Genomic DNA, 26807 nt, shown 5'->3' on the forward strand with positions numbered 1-26807 from the left:
CTACCGCTCCAGCCACGCGGCGCTCCCCTCGGGCAAGGTCACCCGAAGGTGCTCCGACCCGCCCGACGCCGATCTCCCCGTGGCGTGCTCGGCCGACGTCACCAGTATCGTGTACAGCACCCGAGCCGGCTCGGAAGCTTCCGCCGCGAGCATCTCCACCTCGGCGAAAGCGTCGGCGAACGCCTCACCGGGATCGAAGGATTCCAGACGCCGATCGTGATCGCCCGCGAAGCTGTACCTGCTCAGCCGAACCAGCCAGTCTCGGAACTCCCCGGCGGGATGCGCGCCACGATGGAAGGCGCGCAACGTGTCCAGGACGTCGCCGGGCGTCAGCTGCCCCAGCACAGGGCTGCCGGCTCGAGCGAGCGCATGGCCGAGTTCGTGGCTGATCAGCGCCCGGATCGGATGCCGCGCGTAGGCGCGCGTGTGGAATCCGGACGCCACTTCTTCGGCCAGCACCGCGCGCAGACCGTCGGCATCCATCGCGTATGCCCGGTTGAGCATGATGTATTCGGTGAACCGGCGACCGCCCACCTCGATCGCCGGGCCGGTCTCGGCCTTCTCACTCGCCGGCATCGCGTCGATGTGGACGCCGCCGAGGTCGATGGCCGGATAGCGGCGCAGGACATCGTCGACCGTGCGGCCGAACTCACGGGCGACGTCGGCATCGACCGCCGGATCCGCGAAGCCCCACGCGTCCAGACCGTGCCTGCGCATGAGCAGCTCGCCCACCTCGCTCGCGGAGAGCGTCCGCCACTGGTCCCCGTCGCCCTCCGGCGACAACGACTCGAAGACGTCGATTTCGGCGGCGCGCGTGGCTATTTCGTCACGTACGCCCGCGTAGGCGGTGTCGATGGCGGTGTGGGCGTGGTGGGCGATCCCGGTGAGGATGTCCTCGCGGAGGGTGCGGACGAGGCCGGAATCGAGGCGGGCCTGGCTTTCGCGCAGCTCGACCGTCGCGTACAGGGCGGCGAGCTCGAGTCCGCGTAGCCGCATCGTGTCCGCATCGGCGTTCGCCATGCGGAGCCGGGCGTATTCCTCGGTGCGCCCGTCGATTTCGGCGCGCAGGCGCGCGGCCTCGGCGAGCCGCTCTTGCTCGTGGCCGATCGGCGCGTCCGCCGCCGCGCGCAACGTCTCCGCGACGACCGCCAAGCGCGCGGTCTCGGACCGCGCCCGCCGCGCCGCCTCCGAATCGGAGCGGCTCACGTCGGTGGACGCCGCCGCGGCGAGGCCGCGGCGCAACCGATCTTGTTCGCCCGCGAGCGCCGTGTGAATCGCCTCCAGCCGAGCCGGGTCCGGGTGGTGCGCCCGGCTCTGGACGGCGTCGAGCCAGTTCCGCAACCGGTCCAGCTCGGCCGCCCGTGCATCGGGGGGCGCCGTCTCGGCGATCAATTGTGCCTGGCGCGTGATGATTTCGGCGCGAATCTGTTCTATCGCGGTGTGCACGCGACCGCCGTTCATACCCGGTGTCACGCCCTCGGCGATGCCGAGCCACTCGCGCCGGCGAACCAGCTCCGCCTCGATCACCGATTCGGGGCGTGCGCGACCGTCGCCGCCTCGGGCCGCGGCGAGTTCGGCGGTGCGGAGTTCGACATCCGCACGCAACCGCTCCAGCAGTTCTTCCCGGACGACCGGACGATCGCCGCCCGCGAAAACCTCGAGCATCGTGCGGCGGCGATCCACCTCCTCGCGCAGCCGCACCACGACGCCCGGGTCCGCACTGCCGGATTCGGCGACACGCGCACGGAGAGCGGTGACGGTGCCGCGTTCCCGCGCGGCGTATCCGGCCGGATCGGTGAGCGTGCCGTCGCGAAGGATCCGGTGCCGGTCGGCGATCCACACGCTGCCTTCGGCGCCGGGACGCGCCGCCGAGTCCGCTCCCACCGCCGCGACGAACGGGATCGAGATCTCCGGTGTGCGCACGGGCGCCGGCCCACCCGCCAGAACGCCTGTTCCGGGCGCGAACTGCCGCCCCGCCGCCCATGCCGCGACGGTCCGGTCGACAACCAGGTGGGCGTAGTCGGCGAGCGCGGCGGCCTGCGCGGCGCGCGTCGCGTTGTCGCGGCGCATCGCCGCGACGGCGTCGGCGGTCGGCGTGACACCGCCGGCCGGCTCGCCCGGGCCGAGTCGCCGGGCGAGCTCGACGGCCGCCGCCCGGTCGTCGGCGGGCAGGCCGAGGGAGTCGCGCACGGGCAGCGCGTAGGCGGACGCGGCCCGCCCCGTCGAGTCCCCGATGACCGAGGACAGTTGGTCCAGCCGCTCGGCCACTCGCACCGTCTCGGCGCGCAATCGCTCGATCGTCGCGGCGAGCTGGTCGGGAGCCAGCTCCACGGGGGACACCCCGACGATGTCCATCCATGCATTCCGCTCGGCCGAGAGCCGATCCATGGTGGCGGTGTCAGCCGGAACCTGTCGCGCCGCATCGTTATAACGTCGCGCGAGCGCGGCGAGCGCCTCGATGGCACCGGCACGCGCCCTGGTGCGGTAGCGCAGTTCGGCGTGCGTCGCCGCCAGCGTCTCCGGATCGTACGCGCGCGGATCCAGGCCGAGCGCGCGCAACGGTTCCTCCGCGCCGGCGAACCGGGCCGCATCATCGGCCGGACGCGCGCCGCTGTCTTCCGGCACCGCGAGATCCGCCCGGCGAGGTCGCGACGACTCCGGCTCCGGGTTCGCCGCGGACGAGCCCGGCGGCGTAACCGAGGTGGGCGAACCGCCCTCCCGGCCGGAGGCGGACTCGGGTGGCCCGGCATCCGGCTGCCGCCGCTCGGCGCGACCGGCCTGGTTCGCCGTGAAGGGCTCGGGCAGTGCTCCCCGCCCCCGGGAGTGCTCCTCGAGCGGCAGATCGGTATCGGGTCCGTCGAACGTGCCATCGCGGCGGACGGGCGCGCGCAGCCCGTCGATCAGTAGCTCGTACAGCACCTGCGCGGGTTCGGGTGCGGCGCGACCGAGACGCTCCACCGTGACGTACGCGTCCGCCAACGCCTCGGCCGGGTCGAACGAGGCCAGGTGCTTGGTTTCGTCGCCGCCGAACGCCTGCCCGCTCAGCTGGGTCATCCAGCGGTGGAACGCGTCCGGGTCGAAATCCGGCCGGGTGGCGCGGAAATGGTCGAGCAGGTGCAGGATCAGCCGCCGCTGGGCGGCCGCCGGATCGAGCCACGTCGCCAGGCCCGCGTTGTCCAGCGCATGGCCCAGTTCGTGCTCGGCCACCGCACGGACCGGGTCGCGTTCGGCGCCCTCGGGCATGCGGCCGTTCGAAACCAGGCCGGCCACCGCGATCCCGAGACCCGCGAGATCCGTGGCGTACGAACGGCTCAGGGTGATCGCGTCGGTGTAGAGCCTTCCATCCGCACCCAGGCGGACGGTCGTCATCGCCAGCCAGCTGCTGTCGGGCAACTCTCCGATCCGCACGGCGCGCGGATCGATGTCGGGGAAGCGGTCGAGCGTTTCGGCGACCACGCGCACGAACTCCCGCACGATCAGCGGGTCCAAGGCGTGGTCGTCGAAACCCGTTGTCTCCAGGCCGTATCGGCGTTCCAGCTCGCGCACCTCTGGCGGGAGATCACCCGCCGAGATCCCACTCTCGTTCGCGCCCGCCGCACCGTCGGGAACACCGCCCGCACCCGGCGCCCCGGCAAGCGGCAGCGTGCCGGGGTGATCCCAGGGCGCATCCGAGGCCGCCTCCACGCTCCCTCCACCCTCGCTCGCGCCGCCGAGCGGGTCCGGAGTCGCGGGCGGCTCGGCGGCGTGGGCACCCTCCGGCGATTCCGCGCGGGCATCGCGCGGAATCATCCGTTCGGTGCGTGTATCGGCGAGGCTGTCGGCGCCGGTCGGCGCCAGCCTCGGGAAACCACGGGCCACCGCGTCGAGATCGGCGCGGCACCGGTCGATTTCAGCGCGGATCTCGGCCAGCGCGGCGGTGACCGGCGCCTGCGTACGCTCGGTGAGGTCGGCGATGAGCTCGTCGGCGGCCGCGCGGCGCTCGGCGTCGGTGAGCCGGACCGAACTCTCCAGCAGTGCCAGCAGCGTGCGGTCAGCGCGCAGGCGCTCGCGCAGGCCACGTTCCGCCGTGCCGTCGCCGCCGTCGAGTTCGTCGCTGCCGGAACGGGCCGCCAGTTCGCTCGCGCGGGCGGTGATGTCGGCGCGCAGCGCATCGATGACGTGAGCGGGCGGCACGGGCTGGGACGCGGCGGTCACCGGCGTCGACAGGAGCTGCCGGACCACCTCGGCCAGCTCCTCTTGCGCGCGCAGATCGGCGTCGAACCGCGCGAGCGGGACCGGCGCCCCGGTGGCGTCCACGATCTCCGCGCCGGGGCGCAGCGTGAGCCGGTCGTTCTCGGCCCGCAGGATGCGCTCGAGCAAATGGTCCACGGCCGCGTCCAGCTGTCGCTCGCCAGGGCGCGGCGCGCGGCTCTCCAACGCGGCCAGCCAGGGGCGCAGCGACTCGATCTCGGCGGCGACGGCGGCGCGCCGGGCCTCGGCATCGGATTCCCATCCCGCCGACAACACGGCGAATTCGGCTTCCGCGCGGGCGATCTCGGCACGCACGGCGGCGATCGCGGCTTCGACGGTCTTGCCGGACGGCGTCGCCACGTCGCTGTCGATGAGCGCGAGCCATGCCCGGCGTCTGCCGACCGGCGAATCGGGGGGTTCGGGTTCCCCCGCGGCGTCGCGTTCCCGTGCGGCCAGATCGGCGCGCAGCTCGACGAGCGCCGATTCCGGCACCGGCCGCCGGTCGCTGCCCGCGAACACCGCGAGGCGACGGCGGACCCGCTCGATCTCGGCGCGGACCCGCTCGACCGGCGGCTCGCCTTCGGCGCGCAGCGCGGCGAGTTCGGCCTTCGCCGCCGCACCGACCGCACTGCCGTCGACCTTCGGGAACTCGGGGAGGTCGAGCACGTCGATCAACCGGCGCAGCCGCTCGATCTCGGCGCGCACCAGCTCCGGTGTGCGGGGTTCGCCGTCGGCGCCGGTCCACTCGCCGCTGAACTGCCCGAGTTCGTGCAGTTCGCCGGTGCGGAAGTCGATTTCGGCGCCGAGCGCGGTGCGGATCCGCTCCAGATCGCCCGTCGCCAATTCCGCGTCCAGCGCCCGCCAGCGCTCGGCATCGGCGAGCAGGCGCTGCGCGAACAGCCGGCCGACGCGGGCGGCAGGCCCCGCGCCGCGGTCGGAACCGAAAGCCGCCGCGATCGCCTCCCGGTGGGCTGCCTCGGCGTCGATCCAGGTGCGGATGGACTCGATCTCCGCCTCCGACAGCGCCGTCCGCTGCCGTGCGCGTTTCAGGTCCACGTCGACGCTCGGGTCGCGATTCGCGGCGGCCAGCGCGGCTTCCAGCCGCCGCAGTGTCGCGTCCATCCGCGCGGTTTCGCCGACCCGTGCCAGCGCGCCGCGCACGGCGCCGGCGGGGAGTTCCGCGGCGTCGTCCACCCGCCCCGGCACCGCGTACGCGCGCAGTTCCCGTATGCGCCGGTCGATCGCCCGCTCCAGTTCGCCGCGCACCGCGGTCCGGTCGCCGGAGCCGAGTGCGGGCGGCGGCGCGCCGAGCAGCCGCTCGATGTCGCGGACGTGGACGGCGGTGCGGTCCGGCGGGAGGATCGGCGGCGCCGGGAATCGGTCCGGGCCCGCGTACAGGTCGGTCTGTCCCGCGACCCCGCCGAGTGCCCGAATCGCGGCGTCGCGATCGGAGAGCGGAACCGCCGCCGGAGACGGGATAGACCGCGCGGGAATCGCGTCGTTCTCGTTCGCCCAGGCGAACGTCGCGTGGCGGGCGAGCATGCGGGCGTAGTCGGCGGCGGCCTCGGCTTTGGCCGCCCGCAGCGCGTTCTCGTAGCGCAACGCCGCGACGATCTCGTCGGCGCGGCCGCTGCCGATCAGCTCCTCCGGGATGCCGAGGCGGCGGGCCGCGGCGACCGGATCGGCCTCGCCGGCACCGCCGACCTGGGCGGGCGAGGGTTCCGAATCCGATTCGGCCGGTGGCGGATAGCCCTCGACGTGCCAGCCGTCGCGCGTAGGGCGCAAGCGCGGCGCGGACAGTTCGCCGGCGAACACCGTGCCGTCCGGGTCCACCCGGATCGCCCGATACTCGACCACGACCTCGCCGCGCTCCACCGCGGCGCCGAGATCGGGCTGATCCGCCAGCAGCTCCGTCAAGGCCCGGTCGTGGGTTCCGTGTCTGCCGAACAGTGTCATCCGCCGCGGGCCGTCCCCGTCGAACACCGCGACCGCGGGAGACAGCCAGAAGCCACGCTCGGCGCGCACGATCACGCCGACCGCGTCGAACATCAGCCGGTCGGCCAGGTCGTCGGCTTCGCTGCGAGCCCGCCGCGCGCGGTCGGCGAGCCCGGGCAGTTCCTCCGCGACGCGAACGCGGCCGGCCAGGTCCGCGCGCAGGTTCGCCAGCGTTTCCGGTAGCCGCTCGGCCGTCAACGCGTCCATCGGGACGTCCAGCACATCGGCCCACTGGGCGAGCTCGGCGGTGACCAGGCCGCGTTCCACCGCCGCCGCCTGCCAGATCGGTTCCAGCGCGCTGCGTGCCCACCCCGGCTGCGCGCCGTTGTTCACACCCGACCAGTTCGCGATCAGGCGGCTGAGGTACCCGCCGTGCCCGTCGCGATAGTCGTCGACGAGGCGCCGCCCCGCGTCACGGTCCAGCACGTCCACCTCGGCACCCGCGGGCACGCGCAGCTCGGCGGCCCTGGCGGCGGCGTCGGCGAGCGCTTCGATCGCCCCGGCGCGCAACAGATTCCGGTGTTCGGCCTCGGCCACCAGCGCGCGCGGGTCGCGGTCGGCGGACGCGGCGTCGACACCGAGCGGGGCCGCCGCGCGGGTCAGCTCGTCGACCTCACGACGGTGGTTCGCCGTGGCTTCCCGCAGCCGCGCCGACCCGTCGGCCAGCTCGGCCCGGATCATGTCGGCGGGCTGGTAGCGCACCTCGGCATCGCCGGCCCGGTCGAGCACCGCGGCCTCGGCGTCGAGGGCGCGCGCCAGCTCGGCGAGCACGACGCGCAGCAGGTGCGGTTCGATTTCGGCGATATCGGTGTCGTCCGCACGGCGGATGCGCTCGACCGCGGCGTTCAGATCCGGGTCGCGCGCGGTGAGTTCGCGCACCGGACGCTCGACCCGCGCGACCGCGCGCTCGACCACGCGGTCGCGAACGCCGATGCGCTCGGCGATGCGGTCGGCGAGCGCCGCGGGCAGGTCGAGCCGGCCCAGCAGCTCGGGGTCGGCCTGATGATTCCAATAGTCGTCGAGAGCGCCGGTGTCGTCGACCGGCGGGCGGAACCGCTCCGGGTGGTTCGGGAAGATGCCGATCGCGATCTTCATGAATTCGGCCAGCCGGGCCCGGTCCGCGAACAGCTTCTGGGTCTCCGACAGGATCCGGGCCAGGTTGACGCTCTGGTCGTCGTTCGGCTGGCCGCCGAGGACGTGCTGATCGAACCCGTCGAACACCACCGTCTGCCCGTAGCTGTCCAGGCTGGACCCCGACGGGTGCTTGGCGTGCGTACGGCCGCCGTCGAACAGTGCCGCGCGAATCCACTGCCACTCGGCTGGCGCTTGCCTGCGCGCGTCGTCCAGCCATTCGCGCAGGGAGCGGCGCCGATCCCGCTCGGCGCGCAGCCACTCGGACAGGCCGCGAGGCCGCGCCTCGCGTGCCGGCCCGGAACCGTCGCCGGACAACGAATCCGAGGAACGAGGCGGTGCGGTGCCGGGGCCTTGGTGCGAGTCGCCGGCGGACCGGCTCGGTTCGTTCGCGCCACCCTCCGGTGGTTCGAGCGCACCGGATGCGGGTCCGCGCGGCGGATCCGACGGAGGGCCGGACGGCGGAGCCGCCGGTGTGCCGCCTTCCGAGCCGGGATCGTCCGGGTCGGCGGGGTTGTCCGCGTCGGCGCGCCGGTTGCCGGCCACGGAATTCGACGGGCCTGATCCCGGGCGCGCGGTCGCGGACCCGGGCTCGTTGGACGTCGTCGCGGAGACGTCATCGGCGCGGCCGGGCGCGGTGTCCGAGGGTTCGACCGCCGCGCTCGACGGCCCGCGCGGTGAATCCACGGGAGGCCCGCTCGGCGGCACGGCAGGGGTGTCCCGATCATCGATACCGGCTCGGTCACCGGAACTGCCGAGCGCCGGGGCGACGTCCGGTGGCTCGGTGATCGCGGCCAACCGCCGGTCGGCCTCGGCCTGGATCTCCTCGAGCCGATCCAGCCAACTCCGATGCAACGCATCGAGCTCACCGTCCACACGATCGGCCAGCGCCTCCCAGCCGCCGTCGGAAGAGGTCGGCTCACCGTGGGATTCGCTCTCGGCGGCCGGAGGGGCGATGCGGGCGGGCGGTGGCGAGGTGTTCGCCCGAGGCTCGGCGATCTCCGCCAGACGTTGTTCCGCGTGGGATTGGATTTCGTCGAGCCGGTCGAGCACACCGCGGTGCAGCGCGTCGAGTTCGCTGTCGACACGGTCGGCGAGCGCGGCCAGGCGCTCGTCGAAAGCGCCCGGATCGGGGCGCGCCGCGGCCTCGATACCAGCGGCGGGATCGGCGTCGTGGCTCGACACCTCGCCTTCCGAACCAGATTCACCGTCCGCCAAAGGGTCACGCGAGCGGGTCGGCTCACCGTCCGGGCCGGGCGCGTGCGCATCCCGCTCGTTCGCCACGCCGGAAGACTCGGGCGTCGGTTCGGCCTCGCGCTCGGTGAGCAAGGGCGCCAGCGCGTCCGGCTCCGATCGTGCCTGCTCCAGCCTGGGAGGCTCGGCGCGTGGTGGCTCCACAGCGGCGTCCTCGGTCATGACGGTCTCCACCGCGCGACCGCCCCGATCCGGGCGCTGGTAGGCGGGGTTCGGCGGAACCGGGGCCGGGGCGTAGGGCACGCCCGCGCGGTCGCCGGTGAGCGGTGGCCGGTCCGCGTCCCAATGGTGGCCGAGGGCGACGGCGTGCGCGTTCGCGTCCTGCCACGTCGCGGTGGGATTCTCGTCGAGGAATCGCGCCTCCGCGTGCGCGTCCCGCAGCAGCACCAGGTCCTGTCGCACCGGCCGGCCCGCGACGAGACGCGACCACGCCTCCGCGACATCGGCCACGGCGTCCGCGCGCCGGTAGACGATGGAGCCGGCCGGGTCCGCGTAGTCGCGCACGCGATGCTCGTCCTCCATCAGGTGCCGCTTGATGCGGCGCAGATCGTCCATGCCGAACTCGGTGACGTCGTGCCGCATGGACTCGGCCAGCATCTCGGCGATCAGCTCCGGGCGCACCCCGTCGGACAGCAGTTCCCGGATATCGGCGACGGTCTCGGTGACGGTCTCGATGTCACCGGTGGCGAAGCGCGGAGCCAGCGCGCGCGCCACGCGCTCGATCTCCTCGCGCACGGCTCGCATCTGGGCGTCGATGTCACCGAGCGGGTCGATGCCGCGATGCGACCGGACCAGCTGGGTGCGCACCGCGTCCACCACCTCGTTCGCGGCGGCGAGCTGGGTGTCGAGGCGGTGCCGCCCGAGTTCGGCGTAGATCGCGTACACGTCGGCGTCGCTGGCGAGGAATTCCTCGTAACGCTCGGCGGCCCACCGCTGGACCTGCTGCCATCTCGCCACGTCGTCGTCCCAGGAACGCCGCAACGACTCCGGGATGCGCGGCCGCAGGTGCGGCGGCGCGTGCTCGGCGGGCGTCCACGGCCGGTGCAGCGGCTGGATGTTGCGCTCCGGTGGCGCGGTCCACGGGAAGTTGCGCAGGAACGTGCCGAACGGCGGAATGCGGCGCAGCCACGGTTTGGACTTCACCCACTCCCCGATGGCGGGATGCGACTGCACCCAGCGCCGCACCGCCGGATGGGACGGGGCCTGGGCGAGCATGAGGATCAGCCGGACCACGTTGTAGGAATCCGCGCCCCAGTGCTGGGCGTAGATCTGATCCTCGTCGAGGCCCATGGGGTTGTACTGCGACGGCGCCATGGGCGCGTTCACCGGAAGGGTGCTCTCCGGGATCATGCCGGGCGGCACGTCATCGGTGGGCAGCGTGATGTCGTTGACGACGTCTTCCATCGCCCAGCCGCTCACCCCGTCCGGCGGGTCCTTGGGCGTGAACTTCTTCGGCACGGTGCCGGTGTCGCGGCCGAGCTGCCAGCTCGGCCGGGTCTCATCGAACGCCTGCCAGGTGCCGGAGCCATCGCGCCACAAGGTGAGGTCGAATCGGCTGGCGTTGTGCCACGGAGTCCGCATCCTGCGCACCTCGACCTCGCCGGCGTCCAGCACCCGCACCAGCCCCTCGCGGTCGGCGAGCACCCGGCGCAGCTCGATTGTCACGTCCTCCCGCAGCAGCAGCCGCACGACCCGCTCGTTGCCGCGCAGAGCGGCCTCTAGCGTGCGATCGAGGGCGGAGCGCGGCCCAGCGCCGTGCTCGTCGCGTCCGGCGAAGACCACCAGCCGGGGGCGGTCACCGTCCACGAAACCGACGCCGAGGGCGATCATCTCGCCGCCCTCCGCGGCGACGAACCGCTCCCACAGTCCGGTGATCCGCGCCATCTCGTCCTGGAGGCGGCCCGCGAGGTTGTGCGCCCGGTTGACATCGTCGCCCGCCTCGGCCAGCGCGTCGATCGCAGCGCGACGGGCTCGGGCCGCGGCGGCATCGATGGCGCCGCGCAACACGTCGTATTGCACCTGGCCACGCAACCGGCGAACCACGCGTTCGAGCCGCCCGGGCTCGAGCGCGGCGGTGTCGGCACTGCCGTCGGCGTCGACGATCCCGAGCCGCACCGCCAGATCGTCGCGCATCTCCCGGCGCGGTTTGATACGGCGCAGAACTTCGGCGCGGTCGCGGGCCAGCCGATCCAGTTCCGCCGCCAGCTCGCGCAGCGCGGGGCGATCCGGGGCGACGCCGGCCGCCTCCAGCTCGGCGATCCGGCGATCCAGCTCGTCGATGCGCGCGGCGAGCACGTCGAACTGTCCGGCGTCGGCGACCAGCTTTTCGATGATCAGCCTGCGGCGCTGCCACTCGGCCGGCTCCACCGCCTGCTCGACCCGGCGGGACGCCTCCTCCATACCGCCCTCGATGTCGACCACATCGACCCGGCTACGCGCGTCGAGGTCCAGGATCGAACGCTGCCGCTGCTCGGGGTCGAGGGTGACCCAGGCGGTGGGGTCGGCCAACCCGAGGTTCCCGGCACGGTCGTCCGCCTTGGCGCGAATGAACTCGCGTTCCCTGGTCAGGTCGCGCCGTTCGGCCACCAGCGCGTCGTACTCGACGCGGTCCGGACGTGCCTCGGGCGCCGTGGCTTCGGCGCGATACGGGCCGGACACCACATCGGTGGTGCCGGAGCCGCTGCCGTCCGGATCATCCGAGCCGGGCGCCGCGGGGCGCGGTGGGCCTGGCGGTTCGCCCGCGCCGCCGTCCGCGGGCATCCGGACAGTCTCGGGGGGCAGTTCGGTTGCCTCCGCCGGCATCGCGCCGGCCTCCGGGCGCGAGCCGGGCTCGATCTCGGCGGCACGGGACGCGACCGGCCCGGCGAAGCCCGGCGGGTAGATCGCGGTGGTCTCGGTGGTCGGGCCGGCGGCGGTGTCCCCGCCGAAGCGGTCAGCGGGCCCTCGTTCCCGCGCCGGGCGGTGTGTATCCGCCGCGATCGTGCTCGACGGCGGCGGGTCCGGCCGCACGGCCGCGGGTTCCGTCCTTTCGGTCTCCGTGGCGTTCTGGTCCGCGATCCCGTCGGCGAGCCGGCGGATATCGGCGACACGCTGGCGGATCTCGGTGCGCAGTTCGGCGTGGACCTCGGCCAGCCTCTGAATGTCGACGCCGTCGCCGGGTGAGGCCACCGCCGGGGCGGGTGGATGACCGAGAGCGGCCTGGACGCCGCGAACATCGAGCAGCCGGACGAAGTCGGCGTCCGGAAGTCGCGGCGGTGTGGCCCGATCCGATTCGACGGGCGCGAAATGACCGATGCCGCCGGACAGTTCGTCCAGGTAGGCCCGCGCGCCCTGGTCGTGCACAGGCAGTTCGCCGTCGGCGACGCGCGGGTCGGCCCCCGGCGCGCGGCGCAGCCCCTCGGTGAACGGGTCCACCGCGCCGAGCGCGCGCAGATAGCGGGTGAGCGCATCGGCAGCCGCGGCGCGATCGGCGGATGCCCGCAGCAGCGGCCGCAAGGCCGCGCGCAACGCGGCGGCGTCCACGCCGCTCGGGTCGAGTGTCGGCTGTCGCGGATCGGCGGCGTGTCCGCGGGCGCGCGGGCGCTCGACGGGTATCCCTATATCGTGTGCGAGCTGCCTCGACGCGGCCTCGACCGCGTCGCGGTCGATATCGCGCACGGCCCGCGCGTACTCGGTCAGGTCGCGCAGCAACCGCGCCCGCGCCGCACCGCGTGTGCCGGGGGCGACCACCGCCTCGGCGAACGCCTCGGGCGTCAGCTCATCGCGGCTGAGGCCGGCTCCGGCGGCCAGCCGGTCCGCCGCGGTGTCCAGGGCGGAGTATCGATCGATGGCGTCGGCGGTGCGCAGGTAGTCGACCAGAGCTTCGACCCGCAATGCCCGCAGCACCTCGTCCTGCCACAGATCGGCGAGTCCTTCGGGTGTGCGGGTGCGCGCCTCGTCGACGCCGAGGCGGCGCGCGGTCTCGGCGCGTTCCGCCGCGAGAAGCGGTGCCGGTCCGGGGACGCCCCGCGCCGCGCGCACCGGTTCGGCGACCTCGCGCGCCGCAGCTGTCGTCGGCACCGCGGCCCCGCCGGGCTCCCCGTCCACGGCTTCGCCTTCCGGATCACGGACGACGCGCCAGGGACCGTCGGCGTCACGAACCAGCGTGAGCACGGCGGGGCGGCCGTCCACCTCCGCGCGAACGTGGCGGACGTCGGGTGCGTCGAGTTCCACGATGTGGACGATGCCGCCGTCGAACAGCCCGGCGTGGAACTCGACGACGCGCTCGCCGCGCTCGAGCTCACCCGCCAGGCCGGCGTCATCGGCCAGTGCCCGCGCCAGCGTTGCCTCGTGGTGACCGGGCTCGCCGACCACCAGCAAACGACCAGGGTCACCCGGCAGAATGTGCACCGCATCGACGGCGTGACGCGCGGCGAATCGTCCGGCCATCAGCTCGAGATGATCGAGGAGATCGCCCCGCCGCGCATGCTCACCGCGCAGTGCCGCCAGGGTGGCGTCCCACCGTCCCGGACGCAGATCGGCGAGGTCGACGCCGAGCATCCGCGCCCAGAGGGAGCGCTCCTGGCGGATCCGTTCCCGCTGCGCCGCGAGGTCCGGGTCCAGGCCGCGATCGCGCTCGGCAGTGCCACGTGGGTACGGCTGTTCGGCATCCGCCGCCTCGTAGCGGAGCACGGAGTCCGCCAGCGCTTCGATGGCACCCGCGCGCCGCGCCCGGGTGTAGTGCGCATCGGAGACCACCCGGCGCAGAGAGCCGGGCGTCACCTCCGGCAGGCGAAGCCCCAGCCCGGCCGCCGCGGCGCGCAGGCTGTCGGCGACCGCGGCGCGTTCCCGCAGGTCACGCGCCATCTCCTCGGCCCATGGCGGAAGATCGCCCGCGCGGCCCTCGATGGTCGACATCCCGGTGCCGCGCTCCGCCGCCGGACCGGCGCCGACCGGGAACTCCGGTGCCGTACCCACCGTGTCGATCCGCACCGGCGGCGCGCCGCCGTCCAGGCCCGCCGCGGCCAGCTCCGCGCGGATCTCGCGCAGGTAGCGCGCGTCCGCCTCGTCGATCCACGGTGCGTACTCGTTGCCGTCCAGGCCGATCATCGGCGCCGGGTCACCGGCCTCGGCCGGAGTCCGCGCGGTCAGCCGCGACCACAGCGACGTGTGCTCACGCGCCCGCCATCTGGCGACGCCGTCACCGGCTTCAGGCGCCCCCGCCTCCGCTGCGGAATCCCGGTGCGGGGCGCCGAAACCCGTGCGCAGCGCTTCCCAGACCCGGCGCAGCATCGAGCGGCGCGCCGGGACGATCGTGCCGGGCTCGGGGACGAGAGGCGTGGGTCGCAGCAACGGCGCGGGTTCGGCGCGCCAGCCGCCTCGGCCGTCATCGACCAGCCGTACCGGGACGCGTTCACCGCCTAGATCGACGGTGTGCCGGCCCGCTTCACCACGCACACCGGCCAGCACCGCGTCCGCGAGATCGGTGATGTCGGCGACCCTGGCCAGCACATCGGCGCGCAACCGTTCGATGGTCGCCGCGGCCGCGGCCGTACTCACCTCCTCCGCGGTCACGCCGAGTCGCGCGGCCCACGACAGCACCGTGTCCTGCGCACGGACATGCGCACCGGGCGCGACCGTGTCGCGATCGTCGGCGGTGGCGGCGTCGCGGAGCACGACCGCCTCGCCGAGGGCGGCCACGGTGGCGGCGCGCACCAGCGCGCGGAACTGCTCGGCGGCGACGGTCTCCGCCAGCGCGCCGGGTACCAGCGCACCGGCGTCGAGCCCGAGGCGGGCGCTCAGGTCGGACGCCAACTCGCCGGGCGAGCGCAGATTCGGCACCCCGGCGGGCTCGGCCGGGACGCCAGCGTTCGACGTGTGGACGGGGTCGAGCAGGCCGCGGTCGGCAACCTCGCGGGCGAACGCGGCGAGCGCGCCGAGCGGGTCCGGATGGCCGGTGAGCCGCTCACCGAGGCCGAGCCCGTCGGCCAACCGGTCCAGGAACGCGCGGTCGGCATCGGCGAGACCGAGATCGACCGACTCGCGCGGCGTCGTCTCGCGCAGGAACGTGATGATCTCCGGCAGCGGTAGCCGCGTCCAATCCGGCGCAGCGACCGCCTCGTTCCCGCCGGAGTCGAGAATCGCCGCGGGTTCGGCGGCTGGCACGGCCGCATGCTCGGCGACCGGTTCATCCGCCCGCTCCGCGACCGGCTCGGCGGCGGTCCGCTCCACCGCCGCGCCCGGTTCACCGAGATCGGGCGCGATATCCGACACCGACGGTCCGATCAGGACGCGGCGCAGCCATTCCGCCCGATCGGCCGCCATACGCGCCGACCACTCGCCCTGCTCGGCCCGCAGCGCCGCCCACGGATCATCGGGCGCGGAGTCGGCGAGCGCACGCAGCCAGGCCGCTCGGTCCGCCGCCATTCGCGCTTCCCACTCGGCCTGCTCGACACGCATCCGTTCGGCGAACGCGCCGGACCACGCGCGGTCGTCCTCGGGCCGGGCGCCGAGGCCGGGCCGCCCGGCATCGCCCGCGACCTCACCACCGCCGGCGCGCTCGCCGGTAGCCGGCGCCCGCTCCGGATCCGCGGGCCGCGAATCCGCCGGCGGCCCGCCCGGCTCACGGGCGGTCCCGTGCCTCGAGGCCGGGTGGCCGACGCCGCCCTCGATCCCAGTACCGACGTCGGCACCTCCGGCGTCGGCGACGGACGCCGGCCACCGTCGCGCGCCACCATCGGCGGCGTCCGGGTCCGGCGGACCAGCGGAAGCCGGCGCGCCGTCATCCGGCGGTTCGGCGGCCGGCGTCGGGAGTTTCCCGCCCGGCGGGACGCCGCCGCCCGCGCCGGCTCCCGTGAGTTCGGGATGCCTGTTCTCCCAAGGCAGATCCCATTCCCAGCTGTCCGGATCACTGCCCGGGTCGTCTCCGGCGCCGGACAGCGAGCGACCGTCCGGCCCGCTCCGCACTCGCTGCTCGACCATGCCGATCAACTCGAGCCGGGAGGACGCGGACAAACCCGGCATCGCCAGGGCGATCGCGTCCGACACGGTGCCCGCGGCCGTCGGCTCGGGTATCCGCCACCGACCCGAGGCATCCGGCTGGACCCAGATCGGGAAGTGCACCGTGGCGGTGCTGACGATCGCGATCTCGAATTCCGGCTCGCGCCTGCCCGATCCGTCGCCGGGGCCCGGTTGGACCAGCGGTCGGCGCTGCTCGAGCAGATCGAGCAACACCGCTTCCGGGGTGAACGGGTCCGGAGGCGGGGCGGCCGGGTCCGCGGACTCGCCCCGCGCGGACTCGAAGGCGCGGTCCAGCACCTGCGGCGCGATGGCGACCTCCCCCGACGCGGGATCGGTGACCGCCTCAGAACTGGTCAACCACGTGTCGAGGTCGTCGGCGATGCGGCCGGTTCGGCGACCGTGCAGATACCGGGTCACCAACCGCGCGACGATGTCGTCGGCCTGCGGTCGGCGGTACGGCCCGGTGACGTCGGCGCGCGCCGCGCCGGATTCCTCGGCGACCCCCACGCCGACCTCGAGCCACTCCAGCATGGTGGACTGATCCCACCACACGTAGCGCAGTTCGGGATGCCGCTCCCACACCGCCTGGAAAACCTCGGTGTGCCTGCCCCGCTCGGCGGCGATGTGCACCATGGGGACACCGAAGACATCGCGTCGGATCACGTGATCGCTCAGCCACGTCTTACGGCCCCGGACGCGCTCCAACGCGGCCCGCGCCAGTGACGCGTGCACATCGTCGGGCAAGTGTGCGGGTCCTTCCGCTCCCTCGAGTAGACCGAATCCCGGATTGCCCCATTCGACGGTGTGCTCACGGTCATCCGCGCGGACCACGTCCAGGGCCACCTCGGCGGCGTCGCGACCGACTTTCGCGAGATATCGCTCCAGCGCCCGGTGACCGGCCCGCCGGGCTACCGCTGCGGGGTCGGGAGCGGTCGCCGGGGCCCGGACGCGCGCGGCGGCGCGCTCCGCCTTCCGCAACGCCCTGTCGTGCGCGTCGGTGTAGACACGTTCGGCCGGACCCATGACCACATCGACGCCGCTCTGGCGCGCCTGTGTGAAGCCCGCGACCTCCTCGGCCATCAACCGCGCGTATCTGCGCCGGGCGCCCGGTCTGTTGTCCAGCACTGGATCACCGTGGCGCGGTAGCCGCGCCCGATCGGGCACCGCGGCCGGGCGCTCCGGGGAGACGCCGTGCGCGCGATCCCATTCGGCCCGGAACACCTCGCTCAGGCTCCGCCCGCCGACCAAAGGGCCCACCGAATCCAGATGCGCGCGCACCGCCCGCACGCCCGCGCGGAACGCCGCTCCCCGCAGCGAGCGCCGGATCGCATCGCCCGCGTCCGGGAAAGCGCGCGCGGCGGTCTCGAGCGCCCACCGGTATGTCCGCCGGTAGAGGTAGTCGAGAGCGGCTCCGGACGGATCCTCGACGACGTCGCGGTCACCGTCGAGCGTGCCCGCGGCGACGCGGCGCGCGTCCTCGGCCATCAACGCGTACCCGTGCGCCGTCCGGTCCAGCATCGCGTCCACGTACTCGTCACGCAGCATCGCGAATCGGTCGATCCGGCCGGCGGCCTCGGCCGTGACCGCCGCGCGAATCACCTCACCGCGGATCTGTTCGGGCGGGAGGTCCGCAGGCAATGTCAACCGGCCTGAGACGGCGTCATAGCCGGCGTCCGCGCCTAGCCGGTCGCGGGTCCCGGCGCGACGACGTTCGATCGCGGCGTCGGAGTCCGATCGGAACCGGATCTCGACCTCGTGCCGGGCGAGCACGTCGACGGCCCAGGCGGCCAGTTCCTTGCGCTGTCGGCGATCGGCCCATCGATCGTCGGCGAACTGTCTCGCCAGTGTGGACCGGTCGGTCGCGGAGAGAACCCGCACGACCGCCGGGTCGATCGCGTCCTGTTCGCTGTCAGCGGCAGGCGGCGTTTCGTCGGCCACCGCCCGCGCGCGCTCCCATAGCGCGGCGTACCCCTCACGTCCCGGCGCGCCCACCCATCCGGCCGCCAGGTGATCGTCGAACAATCCGCCACGCAGCACAGCGTCGGCGCCGGCCGCCCGCGCGTCGAGAAGAGTCCGGCCCGGATCCGGGTCCGGCCCGGAACGCTCCGCTTCCAGCGCGCGATCGAAGACAGCGAAGTACTGCTCGGACAGTGCCCGCCGGTAGGAGCGATCCGTACCCTCGCCGAGCGCTTCTTCCCCGATCGTGTACCCCGCCCGATCCATATCGCGCAGGAACTCCGCCATCCGCCCGAACGCCACCGCCTCCGCGTGCGCCATCCGGTCCGGGAACTCGTCGCGCCCCTGCGCCCGGATCATCTCGAGGCTCGCCTCGCCCAGGCCGAATCGGGAACCGCGCAGGCTCCTGATCAGCTCGGTGGCCCGAACCAGCTCGGCCGCGCGCTCGACATCACCGCGATCGTGCGCGTGGACCACGATCTCTCCGGCCTCCCAATCCACGCGGGTGTGTCCACCGGGGCCCGCGTCGACCAGGCGCGCCCGCACCGAGCCGAGCTCCAGCACAGTCAGAGCCGACGTTCCGGCGGGGCTGCGCCTCAGTACGTCGCGCAACCGCGCGGTCGCCCCGCCCGCGGCGGCGTCCCGGAAGCGCAGCGATTCCCCGTCGGGGTCACCGCCGGCCGGCCCGAGTACCGCGCCACGACGCGTCGAACGCCCGTCGGGCGCACCGGAATCCCGCTCCGGCGGCGAGGCGCGCTCGACTGCCTCGACCAGCAGGTCGTAGAGAACGCGCGCCGGTTCCGACGCCCGCGCTCCGTTGATCTCCACCGCGAGGAAGGCATTCGCGAAGGCTTCCCCGGGATGAAGGGACTCCGGTCGCCGGTCCGCGTCCGTTCCGCCGCGCCCGTCACCGAAGCTGTGTTCACACAGCTGACCGATCCACCGGTGGAATCCGTTGTCGTCGACGACCTCGCGGGTGGACGCGAAATGGTCCAGCAGCCGGGACACGACGAAGCTGTGCGCCTGCTTCGGATCCATCGATCCGCCGAATCCGGCGTCGTAGACCGCGTGGCCCAGCTCGTGCAGCATCACAGCGCGCGCCGGGTTCGCCGCCGACCCCTCGGGGAAGTACCCCGTGCGTTCCCGAGCGGCCATGACCTCCTGCGACAAGGCCGGATCGACCGCGTAGGTCCGGTTCAGCACGATCGCCTCGGTGTGGACCCGACCGTCGGCGTCCACCCGGTTGTCCGCGGCACCCAGCCAACCGTCATCGGGCAGTTCGTCGATGCGCACCTCGCGCAGGTCCACCGAAGGGAAGCGGGTCAGGATCTCGTCGACCGCGCGTGCCAACTCGACGGCGGTCCCGGGGTCCACCGCGGGGTCGTCGAAACCCGAGGTCTCGAGTCCGTGTCGTTGCGCCAGATACCGTGCCGCCCGTTCGGCGGCGTGGGGCGCGTCGGCGCTCAGTACGCCACGGTCCCCCGCTCCGGCCAGGTCTCCGTCCGATCGCGGTGCCACAGGATCCACGAAACCGACTGCGTCGCCGCCGTTTCCGTCGGCCGATAGGTCCGGGTCGCGGTGTCGATCGACAGGGGCAGTTCCCGTTCGATGCCGGTCCGCAGATCCCGCACCGTCAGCAGGTAGTCGATAGTCTCGCCGGTCTGCGCGGTCCGCGTCAGCTCGACCCGGATCGTCGGGGGGTGGATTCTGCGCGCCGAGGGCGGTCTGCCCAGCCGCTTCGCCTCGGTGAAGTCCTGCGCCACCATCGGCCCCGGCCAGCTCGGATACAGGAACACCTCGCCCGTCTCCGCGTCCGCCACCAAGCTCGCCATCCCCGTGCAGCGGCCGTCCGCCCGCTGCTGCGTTCCCGGGACGGGCTGGCACAGCCAGCCCGCCTCGATCCGGCCTACCCGGAAGGTGGTGCCGGGACCGGTCAGCCGGGCCAGCAGCCGGGTCACCTGATCGGGCGTTGTCAGTGGGCCCGCCTCTTCCGTCATCGGAACCTCCCTCGGTCGTCTCGTCGCCGGACGGGCCACCCGACGGCCGCTCGCGGGGCAGCAGCATGCCGGCGCGGCCGTCGGGATCATCCGGCTCGCCCTCGCTCGGCGGTGCGCCATCGCCGTCATCGGTCGACACTTCGTCGCGTGGCGGCGCTTCCTCGCCGGCGCCGGCATCGACGGCGTCGGCATCGACGTCCTCGCCCGGTGCGGCGCGGTCATCGGAACGGGCGTCGCCGGACCAGGGGTGGGGCCGATCCCGGGCGAGACCTGCGTCGCCGGGCAAACCGGGAATCCCGTCCAGGTCCGGTGCGTTCGGGTCGCGGTCGAGATACGTCCGCCCGATCGGGCCGTCGATCTCGTCCCCCCACGTCGGCCGGTATGAGCCAAGCCCCAGGATGCCGACCGACCCGTGCTCCGACTGGGCCAGGAACCGCACATCCTCGGCGTTCTGCGCCAAGTCGCCCGGCGCCTCGTCCCACACCTGCCCCGATCTGGGGTCCCACCACACGGGTGTCGCGGCGTCCGACGGGAAGACGAGCAGGATCGCGCGGTCGGGACCGAGTCCGGGGTCCTCGAGGGAGCCGCGGTCCCGGTAGACGACGACGGCCGCGGTCCCGGGCCCGGCCTCCACCACGTAGTCGTAGATGGCGTGTACCTGCTCGGGGACGGTCTCGCCGAACATCGTGACCAGCGGCTCGCGCAACCACCTCTCGATCCGCTCCGCGCCGTACCGGTCGGCGAACATCCACGCCAGGCCGGGGAAGTCCTGGGCGATCTGTTCGCGGATGCCCGGGACCGCGGGGGGCGCCACCGCGGGAAGCCCGAAGAACGCGGCCATACCCGCCATCGCGGATTCGATGTCGTTGGCATCCCGGCCGTCCTCCACGCTCGCGTCGGGGTTGATGAGCGTGCGGTACGGATGGGTCCGCGGATCGGCGCCGATCGTGAACCGGTCGCCCACCCGCAGCGCGTCCTCGACAGCGATCTGGTGTTCCCGATGCCGCGGCGAGGTCGGATTGCCGGGGTGGCGCGGATATTCGAGGGGCAGCCCGTCGGTGCGCCGCTGGGCGATGTCGTTGCTGATCTGGCGAAGATCACCTTCGCTGAGCCCGGCCTGTGCCCCTTCCTCCAGTCCGGGCAGGCCCAAGTGGCGCCGCAGTACGTCGAAGACCTCGTCCGGGGACGCGTCCGGATGCGCCAGTGTGCCGAGAGGATGCTCGGATCGGTAATCGAGCGTCACCACACCGGCGCCGCCGATGTCGTCCTCGGCGGCGAACCGCACGTCCACCAGGAGCCGGTCACCGTAGAGCAGTCGGGCACCGCGAGAGTTCACCGCCCGATCGGCTTGCGCGACGAGCGCCGCCTTGAATGCCTCGGCCTTCTCCTCCGTGACGCCCGGTCCGTACTCCACCTTCAGCCGCAGCTCGAGCATCGTCACCCGGTGCCGTCCGAATCCGGGAAGCCGGGCGACGTCGTAGCCCGCCGCGACGCCGATACTCCTGACGAAAGGCCGCAGCGAGTACCGATAGAACTCGCGCAGCGCGCGCGCACTGGCCGCTGCCCGGTCCGTCCCGCGGTCGATCTCCGCGGCCAAGTCCGAGAGCAGGACTTCTACGCTGTCGCGCGGCGGCGTCTCCTCCGGCCGCGTCGGAGGAGAGGCGAGCTGATCGGCCGGCCCGGGTCCCTCTCGCAACCGCCGCGCGATGAGCTCGGTCAATGCGGGCACGGTGGGAGCCGACAGCTCCGGCAGCATCCGGCCGAGGGCGTCGGAGGCATTGCCGTGGTGTGACGGGGGTGCCACTCGCCAGTCGCCACTGCCGTCGGTCCGCAACCACACCGGGATGGTCACCAGCTCCAGTTCCACATAGCCGATGGTGAATTCCGGCTTACGCCGGCCGGTTCCGTCGTTGTAGCTCGGCTGCTCCGGCAGCATGAGGCCGCGGGTCACCAGGTCGAAGAGCACCTTGTCCGGGTGCACAGCTCCATCGGCGAGCGGTAAGGGCTCGCCGTTGCCCGCCCGCGCCGCCTCGATCGCCCGGGCAAGCAGCCGACCCATGACAGTGAAGCTGGGCTCGTCGGCCCCGCTGGGCGGGAGGGCGTCGGACTCCGAACGCCGCAACCAGTCGTCGAATCCGGAATCGATCCGGCCGTCCGCGTAGCCGTTCAGGTAGTGCAGCACCAGCTGGTCCTGCACGTCATTCGTTCTCGGCGAGCGCAAGCCGCCCGCGGCGACGTCGGGGGGGATACCCCAATCGTGGTTTCCGTCGGGCCGCAAACCGACATAGGTGATGGTGTAGTCCCCGCGCCACAACACGCCGGGGTACTCCGGCAGCGTTTCCGGGAGCCGGAGCAAGACGCCCTCGTGCCCGCCGTGGTCGGCGAACACCACCAATTCGGGCTTGGTCCACTTCGCCGGAAGGTGGCGCGGATGCCCGCTGATCTCGGCGATCTTGTAATCGGCCTGCTCGTCGCTGTGTTCGTAGGACGACCACCGCCGGCGGGGCAGCTCCACGATGTGATCGGTCAGCAGCAGCGCGCCGGGATTCTCACGCACCAATTCCTCGGCCGCTCGCCGGGCCCGAGCGGTCTGCGTGTCGTCGGCGGCGACGCTGCGCGGGTCCGGCGTGGTCGCTCGTTCGTGCCCGGGCTCGCCCCACGTGAGGGACGGCTCACGGTGGTGCGCGCGGACGACATCGAGGAGCAGTTCGGCGGTGTCCCGGCCGGCCCAGCGCAGATAGCGTTCGATCGCGCGGCGACCGGCGGCGTGTGCGGTGTCGCCGTCCCGGCCGCGCGCCGACGCCCGGTCGAACGCCCTGGTGTACGCGCGCTCGATCGGGCTGTGCCGCACGTACATCCCCGATTCCCGCAGGGCCCGGAACTCGCTGACCTCGTCTGCCAGTGCCGCCGCGTGCCTTTTGCGCGCGGCCACGCTGTTGCCGAGCACCGGGGCATCCACGCGCGGCAGCGACACGCGGCGGGAGACCCGTCGGGGCGGGTCCTCCGGCCTGCCGTGCGCCCGATCCCACTCGGCGCGCGCCACATCGGCATAGGTACGGCCATCGATGAGTGGTCCGACTCTGTCGAGATGCGCGCGCACCGCGCGCAGACCAGCCCGGAACGCCGCGGCGTGACGAATCCGCAGCACGTCCTCACCGCCGACCAGTGGCAGATCGCTCTCGACATGCTTCCAGTCCGGATCGGTGGACGCGAGGAAAGCCGAACTCGCGTCGTATGCCCGCCGATAGACCATGTCGATCGGGGTGCCGGAGTCCAGCGGCGTCATCGGTCGTTGGTCTTCGGTCACCAGCGCGTGGTTCAACGCCGCGCGATCCAGCACGGCGCGGACGTAATCGGCGCGCGACATCGACGCCGGATCCGGCGCCACGCCGATGAGCTCGGCCGCCGCGCGCACGAGCTCCCTGCGCCGTCCGGACAGACTGCTCGAATTCTGATGCAGCACAACGGTATTGCTGCCAGCGTCGTATCCGGCAGCAGGGTTGGGCAGCTCACGCGTGCGCGGGTGACCCGGTTCGATCACGGCCGCGGGGTCCGCGGTCACCCGGATCCGGACGCCCGCGCGGTCGAGGACATCGAGCGCCCAGAGCAAGAGGCCCGGCCGCACGTGCTCGTCGTCATAGCCCCAGCCGAGCAGGCGCCTGCGATCGTCCGGATCGCCCGGTGCGTAGATGTGGTCACCGTCGTCACCGCCCGGGACCACGGCGCCCGCCGGAGGTGCCTCGCCTCCGTCCCCGCCGGACACGGCATCGGTCACGCCCCGATCGCCATCGCCAGGCCCCTCGCCCGCCGCGGCAGCGGTGTTCGCCGCGGCGATGGCGCTGCCGAGCCGCCGCAGGTCGGAGTCGGTGAGACGGAAGTGCGCACCCAGCGCGGCCGCCTCCGCGGCGACCAGCGGGCCGAGGATCTCCGACGTGATCCGCTCGACCTCCGCGGTCTGCTCGGCACGCCGGGCATTCGCGGCCTCGAATCTGTCCGCGGCGGCGAACATCCGGTCGACGAGGGCCTCGCGGTCCGGACCCGCGGCGGCCGCCTCTTGGCGCAGGCCGGGCTCGATGCGCGACCGGACCGGGTCGCGCAACGATACGTCCGGATGGCCGATTCCCACCTCGGCCGCCAACCGGTCGCGCTCCGCCAGCGCCCGTTCGGCCTGCCGGATCGTCCGGGCGCGTCGCTCGGCGGCGCGTTCCAGTTCTCTGCCGATGCCAGGCCGGGTGACGGTGACCTGCGCGGGGGGCGTCGAGCGCGCGGATTCCCGCACCGCGTCCATCAGCATCGAATACAACGCCCGCGCGGGCTCGGACGCCCGCGGCCCCAGCAGTTCCACGGCTTGGAATGCCTCGGCCAGCGCCTCGCCCAGGTCCAGTGTTTCGGGGCTCGGCCGGGTCCGGTCGGTGAAGCTGTAGCGGCTCAGCCGCGACAGCCACTCGGCGAAGTCGTCCCGGGAGACGGTGGCACGGTCGGCGGCGAAGACGCCGAACAGCCGCGCCAGCGTCTCCGCCGTGCCTTCATCCCGGAGCAGCCGTTGCCCCGCGGTATCGACCGCATGGCCCAACTCGTGGACGATCACCGCGCGCACCGGATCTCGTTCCGCGCCCCGGAGGGTGTATCCGGACTCGACCTGGCTTTCCACCCGTGCGCGCAACGCCACGAGATCGGTGGCGTGCGCGCGGTTCAGGACGAGGGATTCGGTGTACATCCGGCCGTCGTCGCCGACCCGCCGCCGCGATTCGGCGATCGAAGTGTCGTGGACGGTGTCGCCGATGCGCACGGCGCGCAGATCGATCGCCGGGTAGCGGGTCAGGATGTCATCGACCGTCCGCGCGAGTTCCCGTGCGCCCCCGGCGTCCACGGCAGGATCGTCGAATCCGGACACCTCGAGCCCGTGTAGCCGCGACAACTGCTCCCCGACTGCCGCCGGCGCCAGCCCGGCCCACTCGTCACCGGTCAGCGCACCCCACAGACGCTGCAGCGAAGTGAGCACCCGATCGGTCACACCAGAGTCGCGGCCGGTGTCCCGCGCCGGATCGTCGGGGCGGGACGCGGGGGATCCGGTCGCCCCGGAATCCGGCGCGTCCGGCCGCGCCGCGAGCTCGTTCGCCGCCGGTCCTGGCGGCGCGGCGGAGTCGCCGCGGCCTGCGCGGAGCGCGCCGTCGTCCGGGTCGGCCCGCCCAGTCGCGGTGGCGCCCGTTGGGTTTTCGGGTGGAATGCCCGCGGTGCCGGATGCGCTTTCCACCCGTACGGGTGCGACTGTGCCGTCCGGCCCGAGCGGGATGAAAGACACCGACGCGGCGGAGGTGACGACGTGCTCGGGCGGCGCGTCCCACATCGCCCGCGTCTGTGCGTCCCACCACACCGGCCCCTCGGCGCCGTAGGGATAGACGACGGCCATCACATGACGGTGGTCGATCCGCGGGTACCCGTCCTCGTTGTACAGCCACCCCGCGTCGGGGTCCCACGCGTGCCATCCGATCCAGATCGGGGCCGCCGACCCGGGCCCCAGCTCGGCGACCCGGTCGTGCATGGCCCGCAACTGGTCGGCGATGGTGATGCCCTCGGCTTCGATGAACTCGCCACCGAGCCACTGCGACAACCGCTCGACACCACCGGCCTCGCCGATGCCGTATTCGAGCAGTCCGGCGTCGTTGCGGAACGGGGCCACCGGCACCGCCACCGTCGGGACGCCGAAATGCGACGCCAGTGCCGCCGCCGTGCAGTCGACGCAATTGACATTGCGGCCGGGCACGAAATGCCCGCCGTCGTTGATGAGCGAACCGTACCCGTTGACTCGGGGGTCCGCGCCCACCGCGAACCGGTCGCCCACCCGCAGCGCGTCCTCGACGGCCCATTGGTGGTGCGCGCTCTCCAGCTCGGACAGCCGGTGCGCCCCGAATCGTCGCGTCTGGGCCGGATCGCTCACCACCGCATCGGTTCTGGCCGCCGCCATGTCGGCGTCGATCCGGCGCAGATCGGCGTCGGTGAGCCCCGGTTCGACGCCGCGCAGACCGAGGTCCTCGAGGCCGAGGCGGAGCCGCAGCTCACGGCCGATGACCTCCGAGGGCGCATTCGGGTGCAACTCGGTGCCGTCGCCCGCCGCGTCGCCGAGAACGATCCGAGTGTGCCCGCGGAACACATTGGTGAATTCCACGTCCACCAGCAGCAGGCTGCCGTCGGGCAGGCGCCGGGCGGAGTTGAACACCCGGTCGACCTGATCCTGTACCTCCGCGCGGAACGCGGCGAGCTGTTCGGGACCGATATCGGGCGAGGCCGCCAGATTCACCCGCAGGGCGAGCACCGAGACCGGTTCGCCCGCGGCGGTGTGCGCCTGGCGGAGGTCGTAGCGCGGCGTGCCGATGTCCTCGGCGGACCGCTCGAGGCGCACGGGCAGCACGAATCGCTCATCGAGTTCGAGAGCGCGCAGCGCGTCGCGGAACGCCCTGGCCTCGGCGGCGATCTCGTCCGTCGCGCGCGCCGGCGTCTTCGCCGCGATCTCCAGGTCGGTCCGGGCGAGTTCGTCCTGTCGCAGGGCGAACGATTGCGCGCGGTCGGCGAGCCGCTGGAAGTCTTCGACCCAGCCCGTCACCGATCCCGGCTCGGAGCGGGCGTCACGGTTGAGCCGCCGCCGCAGCGCGATGAGCGTGCGGTCCAGGTTGTCGGCGCGCAGGGCCGTGGCCGGATCTTCGATACCGAGCCGCGCGGCGATTTCGTCGCGCGCCATCTGGTCGGCGGCCAGCCGCATCTCCAGCTTCTCCCGCGCGGCGAGCAACTGCGACAAGCTCCGCCCGCTGTCCGGGACCGGGGTATCCGCCTGGACCGCACCGTCTTCCGGAGCGATGGTGGACAGCTCACGCGGCATCGGCATCCCCGACGCCGTGCCCGGTGTCCCGCCGTCCCCGGTGGAGGGCGGTGCGCCGTAGCCCTCCGGGGGTGTATCCGGGGCCTCGATGAACCGGACCGCACGGGCGTCGGTGAGCGTGCCCTGGATCAGCACCTGCTGGTACTGCATCATCAGGTCGTAGTCGATGAAGGGCTTGAACGCCCAGGACGCGCCGTCGGGTGGCGCCCCGGTGCGCCACTCGAGGATGATCCCGTCGCCGTCGGCGAAAGCCTCGGCCATCGTGCGTAGACGCGACCACGACGTCAGATCACTGATGTCGTGCCCGCCGAGCACGTGTTCTTCGGCCGACACCGACTGCGTGCCGCGCGGCATAGCGACGCCGGCCAGTG

General features: G+C 73.2%; 1 protein-coding gene (running past one end of the window). It reads right to left on the bottom strand.

Features of this window, described 5'->3' with window-relative positions; genetic code table 11:
* On the bottom strand, positions 1–26807 hold the 3' portion of the coding sequence (locus DFR74_RS20945) for a toxin glutamine deamidase domain-containing protein (protein WP_113975220.1). Its footprint extends 12790 nt past the window's final position; only the last 26807 of its 39597 coding nucleotides appear in the window; its start codon lies off the right edge, out of view; the stop codon is at positions 1–3.

The sequence above is a fragment of the Nocardia puris genome (assembly GCF_003315035.1).
GTDB classification, from domain to species: domain Bacteria; phylum Actinomycetota; class Actinomycetes; order Mycobacteriales; family Mycobacteriaceae; genus Nocardia; species Nocardia puris.